Annotated in this window: 11 protein-coding genes; 10 read left to right on the top strand and 1 reads right to left on the bottom strand. The window is 64.7% G+C overall.

Annotated elements, in window-relative coordinates:
- Positions 1-125: 125 nt before the first annotated feature.
- A complete protein-coding gene (locus MTX21_RS24600; protein WP_280967262.1) occupies positions 126-965 on the bottom strand; it encodes a glucose 1-dehydrogenase in 840 nt (279 codons plus the stop codon).
- Positions 966-1,144: 179 nt separating this feature from the next.
- Between MTX21_RS24600 and MTX21_RS24605 the strand changes: the two genes are divergently transcribed.
- From MTX21_RS24605 to MTX21_RS24650, 10 genes are all read left to right on the top strand, one after another.
- On the top strand, positions 1,145-2,107 hold the full coding sequence (locus MTX21_RS24605) for a sensor histidine kinase (RefSeq protein ID WP_280967263.1): 963 nt from the start codon (positions 1,145-1,147) through the stop codon (positions 2,105-2,107).
- Between the two features lie 221 nt (positions 2,108-2,328).
- The gene (locus MTX21_RS24610; protein ID WP_280967264.1) at positions 2,329-4,065 is read left to right on the top strand and encodes an EAL domain-containing protein; all 1,737 of its coding nucleotides are present in this window, start codon (positions 2,329-2,331) and stop codon (positions 4,063-4,065) included.
- A gap of 300 nt (positions 4,066-4,365) precedes the next feature.
- On the top strand, positions 4,366-5,805 hold the full coding sequence (locus tag MTX21_RS24615) for a sigma 54-interacting transcriptional regulator (protein WP_280967265.1): 1,440 nt from the start codon (positions 4,366-4,368) through the stop codon (positions 5,803-5,805).
- A 200-nt stretch (positions 5,806-6,005) separates the two neighbouring features.
- Positions 6,006-7,316 carry an MFS transporter gene (locus tag MTX21_RS24620; RefSeq protein WP_280967266.1) on the top strand — a complete coding sequence of 437 codons (1,311 nt, stop codon included), beginning with the start codon at positions 6,006-6,008 and terminating at the stop codon, positions 7,314-7,316.
- Positions 7,317-7,439: 123 nt separating this feature from the next.
- The gene (locus MTX21_RS24625; protein ID WP_280967267.1) at positions 7,440-9,482 is read left to right on the top strand and encodes an acyl CoA:acetate/3-ketoacid CoA transferase; all 2,043 of its coding nucleotides are present in this window, start codon (positions 7,440-7,442) and stop codon (positions 9,480-9,482) included.
- A 108-nt stretch (positions 9,483-9,590) separates the two neighbouring features.
- Positions 9,591-10,775: a substrate-binding domain-containing protein gene (locus tag MTX21_RS24630; protein WP_280967268.1), complete on the top strand. Its 1,185-nt coding sequence runs from the start codon at positions 9,591-9,593 to the stop codon at positions 10,773-10,775.
- Positions 10,776-10,840: 65 nt separating this feature from the next.
- On the top strand, positions 10,841-11,620 hold the full coding sequence (locus tag MTX21_RS24635) for an ABC transporter ATP-binding protein (RefSeq protein WP_280967269.1): 780 nt from the start codon (positions 10,841-10,843) through the stop codon (positions 11,618-11,620).
- A complete protein-coding gene (locus tag MTX21_RS24640) occupies positions 11,617-12,339 on the top strand; it encodes an ABC transporter ATP-binding protein (protein ID WP_280967270.1) in 723 nt (240 codons plus the stop codon). The genes MTX21_RS24635 and MTX21_RS24640 overlap by 4 nt, the downstream gene beginning before the upstream one ends.
- Complete coding sequence (locus MTX21_RS24645; protein ID WP_280967271.1) at positions 12,336-13,346, top strand: branched-chain amino acid ABC transporter permease; 1,011 nt, start codon at positions 12,336-12,338, stop codon at positions 13,344-13,346. Before MTX21_RS24640 ends, MTX21_RS24645 begins: the two co-directional genes overlap by 4 nt.
- Positions 13,343-14,428 carry a branched-chain amino acid ABC transporter permease gene (locus tag MTX21_RS24650; RefSeq protein ID WP_280967272.1) on the top strand — a complete coding sequence of 362 codons (1,086 nt, stop codon included), beginning with the start codon at positions 13,343-13,345 and terminating at the stop codon, positions 14,426-14,428. The genes MTX21_RS24645 and MTX21_RS24650 overlap by 4 nt, the downstream gene beginning before the upstream one ends.
- Positions 14,429-14,553: the final 125 nt, after the last annotated feature.

Here is a 14,553-nt window from a genome sequence, read left to right on the forward strand (position 1 = left end):
CCGCTCGGCGTAACCCACCTCTTCCCTCGCCCGTGGCGCGGTGGGTTACGCCTGCCGTCGTCGCACGTTGAACCCACCGAGCAAGCAGTCGGCTAACCCACCCTACGGTTTCGTCGCCGTGGCAGCTACGCCCCCTGATCGAACGCCTTGCGCAGCGCGACATAGCCATGCTGCTGCTGGGTCCAGTTGCGGCCGCCGGTGATGGCACCGTCGACGACGAGGTCGTGGCCGTTGATGAAGCTCGATTCGTCGCTCGCGAGGAATACCGCGGCGTGCGCAATGTCGTCGGGAAGACCCGCGCGCGGAATCGGCTGCGCGCTCTTGTAGACCTCGCGCATCACCGCGGGCGTCTTCTCGGCGGCTTCGGTCGACAGGCCCAGCGCCTTGCCGAAGATGCCGGTCGCGATCGCCCCGGGCGAGATCGAGTTGACGCGGACGTTGGACTCGCCGAGTTCCATCGCCGTGCATTTGGTGAGATGGATCACTGCGGCCTTGGCCGCACCATAGACCATCGAGGAGGAGAAGCCGGCGAGGCGGCCGGCGATGCTGCCGTTGTTGATGATGCTGCCAGAACCCTGCCTCTTCATGTAGGGTGCGGCATGCTTCATGCCGAGCATGACGCTGCGCACCAGCGTCGCCATCGCCGCATCGAAGCGCTCGACCTCGAGGCCCTCGATGCCGCCGGTCTGCGCCGGGCCGCCGGCGTTGTTGAAGAGGCAATCGATCCGGCCGAATTTCTCCACCGCGAGCGCGATCAGCGCGCGCATCTGCTCTTCGACCGTCACATCCGTCTGGCGGAAGATGCAGGCCGCGCCGAGCTGTTTCGCCAGGGCCTCGCCCTCCGGCACGCGGCGCCCTGCGATCACAATTTTGGCACCTTCGGCAACGAAGACTTCCGCCGTACGCAGTCCAATTCCGCTCGTCGCACCGGTAATCACCGCAATCTTGCCGTCCAGCCTGCCCATTGAATGTTCCCGTTCTCGAACGATTTGATGCCAATTGGCGGACACCGGTCGATGCCGGGGCCGCGATGGCCACTATTCCTGCCCACTCCCGGCAAGGCAAGCTATGCTTGCGCGCGCGGCATGCGTAACATTCTCGCCTGCCGCTCGAATTTCGAAACCCCGGCGCGATTGGGCAGCGCATGAAGCTCGTCGACGAATTCCGGAAAGGCTGGCAGGGCGTGGCGCCGCCGTCACTCGGCTTGAGCCTCGTCTTCGCGGCAACCTGCCTGCTGCTGGCAACGCTGGCACGCTGGGGCCTCGCCCAGGTGCGCCCTGACATTTACTTCACGCCGTATTTCCCGGCCGTGTTCTTTGCCACCGCGTTCGGGGGCTTTCGGATCGGCATTTTGACGGCGCTCGTCGGCGGCGTGCTCGGCGTCGTCCTGAACTTCGGCGACGCTTTTGCCGATCGCGCGCGATTTGCGCTGCTGGCGATGTATTGGGCCGTCTGCGCGCTCACCATCTGGGGCGTCGAGCACTATCGCTCGATGCTGGTGGAGCAGCGGCGTATCGCCAAACGCCTGATCGAGGAGGAAGACTATCGCAAGCTTTTGGTCGACGAGCTGCAGCACCGGCTGAAGAACAAGCTCTCGACGGTGCATGCAGTGCTGCACCAAGTGCTGCACGACCACCCGCAGGTCTGGTCCAGGATCGATCCGCGGTTGCGGTCGCTGGCCGCGACAGACGACCTGATCTCGCGGATCGACAATACCGGCTGCGACATCCGCGACCTCCTGATCTCGGAACTCGGTCCCTACGGTCATGTCCGCTTCACCCTCAACGGCGAGCGACTGTTCCTGCCGGCGAAGCTCGCGGTCACGCTGTCACTGATGTTTCACGAGCTCGCCACCAATGCGGGCAAGTACGGCGCCTTCTCCTCGCCGCGCGGGCTGCTGCAGGTGTCGTGGACCGTCGACGACGATCGCCTGACCATCACCTGGGACGAAACCGAGGGCCCGCCGGTCGACAATGTGTCCGCGCCCGGCTTCGGCACCAAATTGCTGAAATCGGCGCTGTCCGCGTTCGATGGCAAGAGCGAGATCTCTTATCTGAAGACTGGGCTGCATTGCATCATGCAGTGTCGCATCCCCCACAAGGGCTAGCTCCGGCTTTAAGCGAAGGCAGACCACGCGGTTCGCCTGCAGTTTCGAAAAGCGCTGTTGACGCTCTGTTAATGACGATCGGCAGGGCGCGTCGCAACGCCGCAAGTTTCCCCCAAAACACACTCGTATTTCTGCGGACCCCTTAACCAAACCTAAGAGGGACCTGCGCATGATCTCGCGCATTGCAAAGACGCGCCTGAACAAGAAGATTCATCAGTTCTATGAACGACAGCAAATACACCGGCGCGACTGAAGCCGAACTCGGATTTCTCAAGGAAATCATTAGAATGCTGCCGGCCGGCGTGACCGTGCAGGACGAGCGCGGCGACCTTCTCCTGGTTAACGATGCCGCAGCCGCCCAACTCGGCATGGACGGCAGCCACCCCGCGCACCATCTCGCCCAACGCCGGGATACCTGCCAGCGGGCGTTGAGAGCCGGCCAGGCCATCGTCATCGAGGAATCGCTGCACGAAGGCGCCGCGCGCCAGGTGCTGCTCACCACCCACCGGCCGGTTCGCCTCGCCGGCCGCGACCTCCTGATCTCGGCCTCCGCCGACATCACCGAGCAGAAGAACTTCGAGGACCAGCTTTTCCGCTCCGCCTATTTCGACGAGCTGACCGGACTGCCCTCGCGGCGCGTGATCGAGCATCGCGCCAACGGCATCCTTGCGCGCGAGAAGATCGGCGAACGCTTCGCGCTTGCCTTCCTCGATGTCGACAATTTCAAGCACATCAACGACTATTACGGCCACGCTGTCGGCGATGCGCTGCTGGTCGAGCTGTCCAAGCGGCTCGGCCGGGACTTGCGTGAATCCGACATGCTGTCGCGCATATCCGGCGACGAATTCCTGCTCCTGCTCTCGCCGGTCGAAAGCGAGCAGGAGGTCGCCGACTTCATGCAGTCGACGCTGAAGCGGCTGACCGCGCCTTTCTTCATCGACAACTCCGAGATCTTCGCCTCCACGTCCGTCGGCGTCAGCCTGTACCCGGATCACGGCCGCAGCTTCGAGATGCTGCGACAGAATGCCGACATCGCGATGTACCGCATCAAGAACAGCGGCAAAGGTACGGCGGCCTTCTTCGATTCCGGCATGGAGCGCGAGGCGCTCGCGCGCATGAAGATCGAGCAGTCGCTGCGGCTCGCGATCCTGGAGAAGCGATTCTGCTGCGCCTTCCAGTCCAAGGTCGACATCAGGACGCAGGCGGTGAAGGGCATCGAGGCGCTGGTGCGCCTGCGCGACGACGAAGGCGTGATCCAGGCGCCCGGCTCCTTCATCAACCTCGCCGGCGAGCTGGGACTGATCGACGAGCTGACGCATCTCGTGCTCGCCGAGATCGTGAAATCGATCGACCTGATTAACGACACGTTCGGCGCTGAAGCCACCATCAGCATCAACGTCGCTGCCAAGCAGGCCGGCAATCCCGAATTCATGCGCACCTTCGCGCAGGCGCTGGAGGAGACCGGCTTCCCCAAACGCTTCATGATCGAGGTGACGGAAGACGCCTTCGTCGCCAAGAATCATTTTCAGGCCGAGATCCTGCCGATGTTCCGCAAGCTCGGCGTCGGCATCTCGATCGACGATTTCGGCACCGGCTATTCCTCGCTCTCGGCGCTCGCCGACATCACCGCCGATGAGATCAAGATCGACCGCTCCTTCATCACCGACATCCATAAGCGTCCGCGCAGCCAGGGCATCCTGCGCGCCATCGAATCCCTGAGCGAGGCGCTCGGCATGACCGTCATCGCCGAGGGTCTCGAATCCTACGAGGAGCTGGCCTACCTCCAGGCCGCGACCAAGATCCGCTACGCACAGGGCTACTATTTCGCCCGTCCGATCTTCCTGGAGGAGCTGAAGCTGGCAACGCCCGTCTCGAGCGAGGCACGGGTGAACGTGGCAAGCCGCCCGATGCAGCAAAACCGGCAAGGCTATTCACGGGCGAGCGGGTACCGGCGGTAGGAGCGAACTGGCGCAACAACCTCGATGTCGTCCCGGGGCGCGCGAAGCGCGAGCCCGGGACCCATACCCCCAGGGAGCAGTTGTGGCGCAAGCTGGGAACCGCGAGTCTTCGCCAAACTCCTCCCTGTGGTAATCGCGACGCGCGCAAAGCGCTCGCGAGGGGGTCCTGGATCAGCACTCACTTCGTTCGCTTGTCCAGGACGACGAGCTGAGCGGGCCAGCTCCGTTTCCCTTCGTTTTCACCCTTTGAAATTACTCGCCTTTTGGTAATAAGCAGGTGGACTTCGTCCGAGGTACGCCATGCCTGCCCCCTCTTCCGTCAGCGATCCCGCCTATCTCCGTGCGCGCGCGATGGAGACGCTGTTCGAGCGGCTGGAAAAGCTCTGCGAGGGCGCGATTGCGATCGATCGCACCGGGCGGGTCGTCTACGTCAACGAGAAATACCTCGCTGCGCTCGGCCTCAAGCGCACCAGCGAGGCGATCGGCAGGCCGATCGAGGAGATCATCCCGAACAGCCTGATGCGCAAGGTGGCCGAGACCGGCGAGCCGATCCTGCTCGACATCATGGAGCTCGGCGGCGAGCAGCTCGTGGTCACGCGCATGCCGATCGAGGACGAGAGGGGGACGGTGATCGGCGCGATCGGCTTCGTGCTGTATGACCAGCTCGACAGCCTCAAGCCCCTGCTCGCCCGCGTCGCCCAGCTCGAGAGCGACCTGCGGCTGGCGCGCCGGCAATTGTCGAACGCGCGCGCGGCGCGCTTCACCTTCGCCGACTTCGTCGGCAAGACAACCGCGATCACGCGGGCGAAGGAGCTCGCGGGCCGCGCCGCGCGGCAGAGCGTCACGGTGCTTCTCACCGGCGAAACGGGAACGGGCAAGGAGATGCTGGCGCAGGCGATTCACAACGCCTCGTCCCGCGCCGAGAAGCCGTTCGTCAGCGTCAACGTCGCCGCGATCCCGGACACGCTGATCGAATCGGAATTCTTCGGCACCGCGCCCGGTGCTTATACCGGTGCCGACCGCAAGGGCCGCGAGGGGAAATTCCGCATCGCCGACGGCGGCACGCTGTTCCTCGACGAGATCGGCGAGATGCCGCTGCAATTGCAGGCCAAGCTCTTGCGCGTGTTGCAGGAGCGCGAAATCGAGCCGCTCGGCTCGGACAAGGTATCGAGGGTCGACGTCCGCGTGGTTGCCGCCACCAATGTCGATCTGCACAAGCGCGTCAGCGAAGGCGCGTTCCGGGCCGACCTCTACTACCGCCTGAACGTGCTCTCGATCGACCTGCCGCCCTTACGCGACTGCCTCGATGATCTGCCCGAGATTTGCGCGCGGCTGCTCGAGGACATCAGCGCGTCCGGCGATTACGTCAACGCCAAGATCACGCCGAGCGCGCTCGCCGCGCTTGCCCACTACGATTGGCCGGGCAACGTCCGCGAACTCCGCAACATCCTGGAGCGCGCGCTGATCCTCAGCGATTCCGCCCGGCTGACCGGTGACGATTTCGTCCGCATCCTTCCCGTCGGCATGGAGACCAGGCTCGCCGCGCCGGCGCGGCCGGCCGGCATCGTGGTGCCCTATGCCGAGGCCGAGGCCGAGTTCGAGAAGCACACGCTCGAACAGGCGCTCGCTGCCTCGAACGGCCAGATCTCGGAAGCCGCCAAGATGCTGCGCATCTCGCGCGCGACCTTCTACAAGAAGCTCGCCAAGTTCGGTCTGGCCTCGGGACCCTCCTCCGTCTGAGTTTCGAGACTAAGATTGTCAGGAGTCTCAGACTCCGGACACGCCGCGCCGCGTGTCTTTCCCGGTGCGCGACGCGCGAATTGCCGGGTTTTCAGCCACTTTTCTCATCTCCATCGCATCTGGCGCGGAGCTTGCTTTTCGCTCTGCACAAAGACGCATGCTGCAAGTGCGCGCTTGGCAAAAATCAGGGAGCACCCAAGATGAGTGGAGCGATCACAGTCAACCAGCTTCAGGCACGACATCCTTCGCACGTCACGGTCGCCACCGCGAGCCTGATCGGCACGGCGATCGAATGGTACGATTTCTTCCTCTACGGCACCGCCGCAGCGCTGATCTTCAACAAGCTGTTCTTTCCAACCTTCGATGCGATGGTCGGCACGCTGCTGGCGTTTGCGACCTACGCGCTCGGCTTCGTCGCGCGCCCGCTCGGCGGCGTGGTGTTCGGCCACTACGGCGACAAAATCGGCCGCAAGACCATGCTCTATCTGACCCTCCTGATCATGGGCGCCGCGACCGCAGCGATCGGCTTCCTTCCGACCTATGAGACCGCCGGCATCTGGGCCGCGGTCCTGCTCGTCACCTGCCGGCTGGTCCAGGGCTTCGGCCTCGGCGGCGAATGGGGCGGCGCGGTGCTGATGGCGGTCGAGCACGCGCCCGAGGACAAGAAGGGCTTTTATGGAAGCTGGCCGCAGCTCGGCGCGCCGCTCGGCCTCGTGCTCGGCACGCTGGTGTTCTCGGTGGTATCCTCGATGCTGACCGACGCCCAGCTCTACGCCTGGGGCTGGCGCATCCCGTTCCTGTTCTCGATCGCGCTGGTGCTGGTCGGGCTCTGGATCCGCTTCACCATCGCTGAATCGCCGGAGTTCCAGAAGGTCAAGGACACCAAGCAGGAAGTGAAGATGCCGATCGTGGACGCGATCCGGATGTATCCGAAGAACATCGTGCTGGCGATGGGCGCGCGCTTTGCCGAGAACGGCTTCTTCTACATCTACGCGACCTTCGTGCTCGCTTATGCGACGCAATCGCTCGGCATGAACAAGCAGGACATGCTGAACGGCGTCCTGATCGCAGCAGCGATCGAAACCTTCACCATTCCGGCTTTCGGCGCTCTGTCGGACCGGGTCGGACGGCGGCCGATCTACATCTTCGGCGCGGTGTTCTCGGCGTTGATGTCGTTCCCGCTGTTCATGCTGCTGTCGACCAAGAACCCGCAACTTGCCTGGATCGCGATCGTGCTGGGCCTCGCCGTCGGTCACGCCGCGATGTACGGGCCGCAGGCGAGCTTCCTGTCCGAGCTGTTCGGCACTAAGGTGCGCTATAGCGGTGTCTCGCTCGGCTACAACCTCGCCTCGATCTTTGCCGGCGCGCTGTCGCCGCTGATCGCCACCGGCCTGATGACGGCTTACGCCCCGGCGACCTGGCCGATCTCGCTCTACATGATCGCGCTGGCCATCATCACCGTCGTCTCGGTGTATTTCGCCACCGAAACGCGCAAGATCGCTCAGCCCTGAACGGGCTGAGCGCGGCACCTGCGACGCCGCGAGCGGCTGGTCGCCAGCCGCTCCACGCGCTACCATCAAAGCAAAGCCAGAAGAACGGGCATGCGGTCCGCAACAGACATGGGAGGGAATGCCGTGAGCCAGCATCCTGCCTTGCCCTATTTGCGCAACGCCGAGAAGGGCAAAGTCGTCACCGCGGCGGAAGCCGTGATGCTCATCCGTGACGGTGACACGGTTGCAACCGGCGGCTTCGTCGGCATCGGCTTTGCCGAGGAGATCGCGCTGGCGCTGGAGGAGCTGTATCTCTCGAACGAAGGTGACGCGCCCTACACGCAAGGCAAGCCGCGCAATTTGACGCTGGTCTATGCCGCAGGCCAAGGCGACGGCAAGCATCGCGGCCTCAATCATTTTGCGCATGAAGGGCTGGTTCGACGCGTGATCGGCGGGCACTGGGGTCTTGCACCAAAACTCCAGCAGCTCGCGATCGCCAACCAGATCGAGGCCTACAACCTACCGCAGGGCGTGATCACGCACCTGTTCCGTGACATCGCCGCGCACCGCCCCGGACACATTACCCGCGTCGGCATGGGCACGTTCGTCGACCCCCGGCACGGCGGCGGCAAGCTGAATGCGCGCACGACCGAGGAGATGGTGGAGCTGATCACGCTTCGCGGCGAAGAGTGCCTGCTTTACAAAACCTTCCCGATCAATGTCGGGATCATCCGCGCCACCACCGGCGATCCCGACGGCAATCTCACCATGGAAAAGGAAGCGCTGACGCTCGAGGCGCTCGCCATCGCGATGGCGGCGCATAATTCCGGCGGCATCGTCATCGCCCAGGTCGAACGGGTCGCCGAGAGCGGCAGCCTCAATCCCCGCCAGGTCAAGATCCCCGGCATCCTCGTCGACTGCGTCGTCGTGGCCAAGCCGGAACATCATTGGCAGACCTTTGGCACGCAATACAATCCGGCCTTCAGCAGCGAGATCCGGGTCCGCGCCGCTTCGCTGCCGGTGATGCCGATGAGCGAACGCAAGATCATCGCGCGCCGCGCTGCCTTCGAGCTGAAAGCCAACAGCGTGGTCAATCTGGGCATCGGCATGCCCGAGGGGATCGCCTCGATTGCCAATGAAGAGCGGATCATCGACCTGATCACGCTGACGGCCGAGCCCGGCGTGATCGGTGGCATTCCCGCAAGCGGCATCGATTTCGGCGCGGCGATCAACACGCAGGCCGTGATCGACCAGCCCTACCAGTTCGACTTCTATGACGGCGGCGGGCTGGATGCCGCCTTCCTCGGGCTCGCCCAGGTCGACCGCGCCGGCAATCTCAATGTCAGCAAGTTCGGGCCGAAGCTCGCCGGCGCCGGCGGCTTCGTCAACATCAGCCAGAACGCCAAGGAGGTCGTCTTCGTCGGCACCTTCGGTGCGGGCAGGCAGCGCGTTGCGGTCAACGACGGCAAGCTGTCGATCACCCAGGAGGCCGCGTCACGCAAATTCGTCGAGGCGGTCGAGCACGTCACCTTCAGCGGCGCCGTGGCCGCCGCGCGAGGGCAGCGGGTCCTCTATGTCACCGAGCGCTGCGTCTTCCTGCTCCGGCCAGACGGGCTCGAGCTCACGGAAGTCGCGCCCGGCGTCGACATCGAGCGCGACATTCTGCGCCTGATGGACTTCAAGCCGCTGATTCCGCGCGATCCCGTGCTGATGGACGCACGCATCTTCCGTGACGATCCCATGGAGCTGCGCGAGCGACTGCTCACCATCCCGCTCGACCAGCGCTTCACGCTGGACGAGCAGCAGAACCTGTTCTTCGTCAACCTGGAGCGCTTTCCGCTGCGCAGCAAGGCCGAGATCGACGCGATAGCGGCGATCGTCGAGGCCAGGCTCGCCCCCCTCCGCCGCCGGGTCTACGCCATCGTCAACTATGACAACTTTTCGATCCTGCCCGAGCTGCTCGACGATTATTCCGCCATGGTGCGCAGCCTCACCGACCGCTTCTATTCGGGCGTGTCGCGCTACACCACCTCCGGCTTCCTGCGGATCAAGCTCGGCGAAGCGCTGGAGAAGCGCGGCGTCGCGCCGCACATCTTCGAGAGCGCCGAAGAGGCGCAATCAGATCGGCGCCGGATCGAGGAAGCCGCATCCGATGGGAGCGTGCAACGCGCGGTGCGGCAGGGTTAAGATGATGCACGCTTCGCAGGCACGGCCTCGGCCGGAAGGTTGAATTGCAATGTTCGTCAGGCTGTGCAAATCGCTGTTGCCCAACAAAATTGATCAGGAGGGATCGTCTTGCGTTTGTCATTTATCATAACAACAACCATTCTCAGCCTTACCGCGGCCACGTCCGCGCGCGCGGACGACCTCAAGGTCGCGCTGATCTATGGCAAGACCGGTCCGCTCGAGGCCTATGCCAAGCAGACCGAGACCGGCCTGCAGATGGGCTTTGAATACGCCACCAGGGGCACGATGACGCTCGACGGGCGCAAGATCGTCATCATCACCAAGGACGACCAGGGCAAGCCGGACCTCTCGAAGGCGGCGCTCGCCGAGGCCTATCAGGACGACAAGGCCGACATTGCGATCGGCACGACCTCGTCGGCCGCGGCGCTCGCCATTCTCCCAGTCGCCGAGGAGAACAAGAAGATTTTGATCGTCGAACCGGCGGTCGCGGACCAGATTACCGGCGAGAAGTGGAATCGCTACATCTTCCGCACCGCGCGTAACTCCTCGCAGGACGCGATCTCCAACGCGGTCGCGATCGGCAAGCAGGGCGTCACCGTTGCGACGCTGGCGCAGGACTACGCCTTCGGCCGCGACGGCGTCGCCGCCTTCAAGGAGGCGCTCGCCAAGACCGGCGCAACGCTCGCTGCGGAAGAATATGCGCCGACCAACACCACCGACTTCACCGCCGTCGGCCAGCGCCTGTTCGATGCGCTGAAGGACAAGCCCGGCCGCAAGGTGATCTGGGTGATCTGGGCCGGCGCCGGCAATCCGCTGGCAAAGCTCCAGGACATGGATCCGAAGCGCTACGGCATCGAGCTCTCCACCGGCGGCAACATCCTGCCGGCGCTGGCGGCCTACAAAGGCCTGCCCGGCATGGAAGGCGCGACCTATTACTACTATGACATCCCGAAGAACCCGGTGAACGACTGGCTGGTCGCCGAGCACCAGAAGCGCTTCAACGCGCCGCCGGACTTCTTCACCGCGGGCGGCTTCGCGGCAGCGATGTCCGTCGTCGCCGCCGTCACCAAGGCGAAGTCGACCGACACCGAGAAGCTGATCACCGCGATGGAAGGCCTGGAGTTCGACACGCCCAAGGGCAAGATGGTGTTCCGGAAAGAAGACCATCAGGCACTCCAGAGCATGTATCACTTCAAGGTCAAGGTCGATCCGAACGTCGCCTGGGCCGTGCTCGAGCCGGTGCGCGAGCTGAAGATCGAGGACATGAACGTTCCCGTCCGCAACAAGCGGTGAGATGCCCTCTCCTCTCCCCGCGTGCGCGGGGAGAGGAGGCTTCGAGAATGCCAAGAGCTTCCCAAATGGCCCTGACGCTAGAGACCCGCGATCTCACCATTCGCTTCGGCGGCCATGTCGCAGTCAACAATGTGAGCTGCACGTTTCGCCCGGGCGAGCTCACCGCCATCGTCGGGCCGAACGGCGCCGGCAAGACCACCTATTTCAACCTGATCTCGGGCCAGCTCCGCGCCTCAAGCGGCAGCATCCTGTTCGACGGCACCGACATCACCGCGCATTCCGCACCCTTACGCACCCGTGCAGGCCTCGGGCGCGCCTTCCAGCTCACCAACCTCTTCCCGAACCTGACGGTGGAAGAGAACGTCCGCCTCGCGGTGCAGGCGGCGAGCGGCGCCCATTACGACCTGCTGCGGCCCTGGATGGTGCGGCGCGACCTGATCGCGCGCGCCGACGCCATCCTCGACCAGGTTGCGCTCGGCAACCGGCGCGGCGTGCCGGCGACCGCGCTATCGCATGGCGACCAGCGCAAGCTCGAAGTCGCGCTGATGATCGCGCTGGGGCCGAAGGTCTTCATGTTCGACGAACCGACCGCCGGCATGAGCATCGACGAGGTGCCGGTCGTCCTCAACCTGATCGCGCAGCTCAAAGAGGACAAGAGCAAGATCATCCTCTTGGTCGAGCACAAGATGGACGTGGTGCGCTCGCTGTCCGACCGCATCATCGTGCTGCATAACGGCCAGCTCGTCGCCGACGGCCCGCCGGCCGAGGTGATCGCCTCGCCGATCGTGCAGGAAGCCTATCTCGGCGTTCCCCCCAAGAACGCGACGTCAGGAAGCGCCCCATGACCGACCTTCTGACGCTGTCCGGCGTGCACACCCATATCGGCCGCTATCACATCCTCCAGGGCATCGATCTTGCGGTCCCGCAGGGGCAGACCACCATGCTGCTCGGCCGCAACGGCGCCGGCAAGACCACGACGCTGCGCACCATCATGGGCCTGTGGCAGGCTTCCAGCGGCCAGATCGTGCTGGCCGGCGAGCGCATCGAGGGCTGCGCCACGCCCGATATCGCGCGGCGCGGCGTCGGCTACGTGCCGGAGAGCATGGCGGTGTTCTCCGATCTCACCGTGAAAGAAAATCTCGTGCTGGCGGCACGCGACGCGCCGCTCGACGACAGCCAGCTCGACTGGATCTTCGGCTTCTTCCCGGCGCTGCGCCGGTTCTGGCTGTCGCGCGCCGGCGGCCTCTCCGGCGGACAGAAGCAGATGCTGTCGATCGCGCGCGCCATCATCGAGCCGCGCAAGCTGCTCCTGATCGACGAGCCGACCAAGGGGCTGGCGCCCGCCATCGTCATGGCGCTGATCGAGTGCCTGAAGGAGATCAAGCGCAAGGGCGCCACCATTCTCCTCGTGGAACAGAATTTCTTCGCCGCCTGCGAGCTCGGCGACAGCGTGCTGGTCATGGACAACGGCACCATCGTGCACCGCGGCGAGATGGCGGTGCTGGCCGCCGACGTGCCGCTGCAGGAGCGGCTGCTCGGCCTGAGCCTGGAGGCGCATCAGTGACCGAACTTGCCGCAACCGACCCGCTGCCGAAGCCGAAGCGCGATCTCGCGCCGATCCTGTTGCCGATCGCACTGGCGCTGGCGGTGATCCCATTCATCGGCTCGACCAGCTCCTGGCTGACGCTAACGGCTGCGAGCCTCGCCATGGGCATGATGATCTTCATCATGGCGTCAGGCCTGACGCTGGTGTTCGGGCTGATGGACGTGCTCAACTTCGGCCACGGCGCCTTCATCGCGGTCGGCGCCTATATCGCGACGCTGGTGCTGGCGCCCTTCGCGGCCTCCATGCAGGCCGACTCGCTCTGGATGAACCTCGCCGTAGTGGCACCGGCGGCGCTGCTCTCGATGGCCGTCTCCGGTGCGCTCGGCCTGATCGTCGAACGCGTGCTGATCCTGCCCGTCTACGGCCAGCACCTGAAGCAGATCCTGATGACGACGGGTGGCCTGATCGTCGCAGAGCAGACGCTCTATGCGCTGTGGGGGCCGCAGATCATCCCGCTGCCGCTGCCGGCCTCGCTGCGCGGCTCGTTCGTCATCGGCGACGTCGCGATCGCGAAGTACCGCGTGCTCGCCACGCTGATCGGCCTCATTGTCTTCATCGCGATCCAGCTCGTGCTCAACCGCACCAAGCTCGGCCTCCTGATTCGCGCCGGCGTCGAAAATCGCGAGATGGTCGAGGCGCTCGGCTACCGCATCCGCCGCCTGTTCCTCGGCGTGTTCATGACGGGATCGGCGCTTGCCGGCCTCGGCGGGGTGATGTGGGCGCTGTATCGCGAGCAGGTCCATGCCTCCATGAGCGACGACCTCACCGTGTTGATCTTCATCGTCGTCATCATCGGCGGCCTGGGATCGATCGGCGGCTGCTTCATCGGCGCGATCCTGGTGGCGATGGTCGCCAATTACGGCGGCTTCCTGGTGCCGAAGCTCGCTCTCGTCTCCAACATCCTGCTGATGGTCGCCATCCTGATGTGGCAGCCGCGCGGCCTCTATGCGGTGACCAGCCGATGATGATTTTGTCAGGCGATCCGCCGAAGAGCCGCGTGCTCACCCTCATTCTCGTCGTCATCATCCTGGCGCTGGCGGCGACGCCCTTCCTGTTTCCCGGCGCCAAGGCGCTGAACGTCGCGGCCAAGATCTGCGTCTTCGCCGCGCTCGTTGCCTCCTACGACCTCCTGCTCGGCTATACCGGCTCGGTGTCGTTCGCTCATACCATGTTCTACGGCATCGGCAGCTACGCGATCGCGATCGCGCTGTACGCGATCGGCCCGAATTGGGCCGCGGTCGCAACCGGCATCGCCGTCGGCCTGCCGCTCGCGGCGCTGCTCGCGCTCGCCATCGGCTTGTTCTCGCTGCGGGTGGCGGCGATCTTCTTTGCCATGATCACGCTGGCGGTCGCCTCCGCCTTCCAGGTGCTGGCCTCGCAGCTCTCCTGGCTGACCGGGGGCGAGGATGGCCGCAGCTTTCAACTGCCCGAACTGCTTCGGCCCGGCACGGTGCTGATCTCCAAAAATCTCCTGGGCTTCGAGATCAACGGCCGCACCCTGACCTACTATCTCGTCTTCGCCGTCTCGGCGCTGATGATCCTCGGCCTGTTGCGGGTGGTGAACTCGCCGTTCGGGCGCGTGCTGCAGGCGATCCGCGAAAACCGCTTCCGCGCCGAGGCGCTCGGCTTCCGCACCGTCTTCCATCTCACCTACGCCAATTGCCTGGCCGCCTTGGTCGCCGCCAGCGCCGGCATTCTGAATGCGCTCTGGCTGCGCTATGCCGGGCCCGACACCTCGCTCAGCTTCTCGATCATGCTGGACATCCTCCTGATGGTGGTGATCGGCGGCATGGGCACGATCTACGGCGCGATCATCGGCGCCACGATCTTCATCCTCGCCCAGAACTATCTGCAGTCGCTGATGGGCGTTGCCTCCAAGGCAGCGACGGAGGCCGGCCTGCCGCTGCTGCCGGGGCTCCTGCATCCGGACCGCTGGCTGCTGTGGCTTGGTCTGCTGTTCATTGCGAGCGTCTACTTCTTCCCGACCGGCGTGGTGGGGCGGCTGCGCACGGGCGGCGGCGGCAAGGGCGCGGGCGCCTCGCATTAAGCTGCGATTAATGATGCAACGCAGCGCTTGTCGGACGCGCCGTGCAACCTGCGGGCAACGCGATAAAATTCCCGCTGAGCTGCACGCCAACGCGGCGGCGCAACCGGGTTAAGCCTTGGGTAACC

Source organism: Bradyrhizobium sp. ISRA430 (assembly GCF_029909975.1).
Lineage (GTDB): Bacteria > Pseudomonadota > Alphaproteobacteria > Rhizobiales > Xanthobacteraceae > Bradyrhizobium.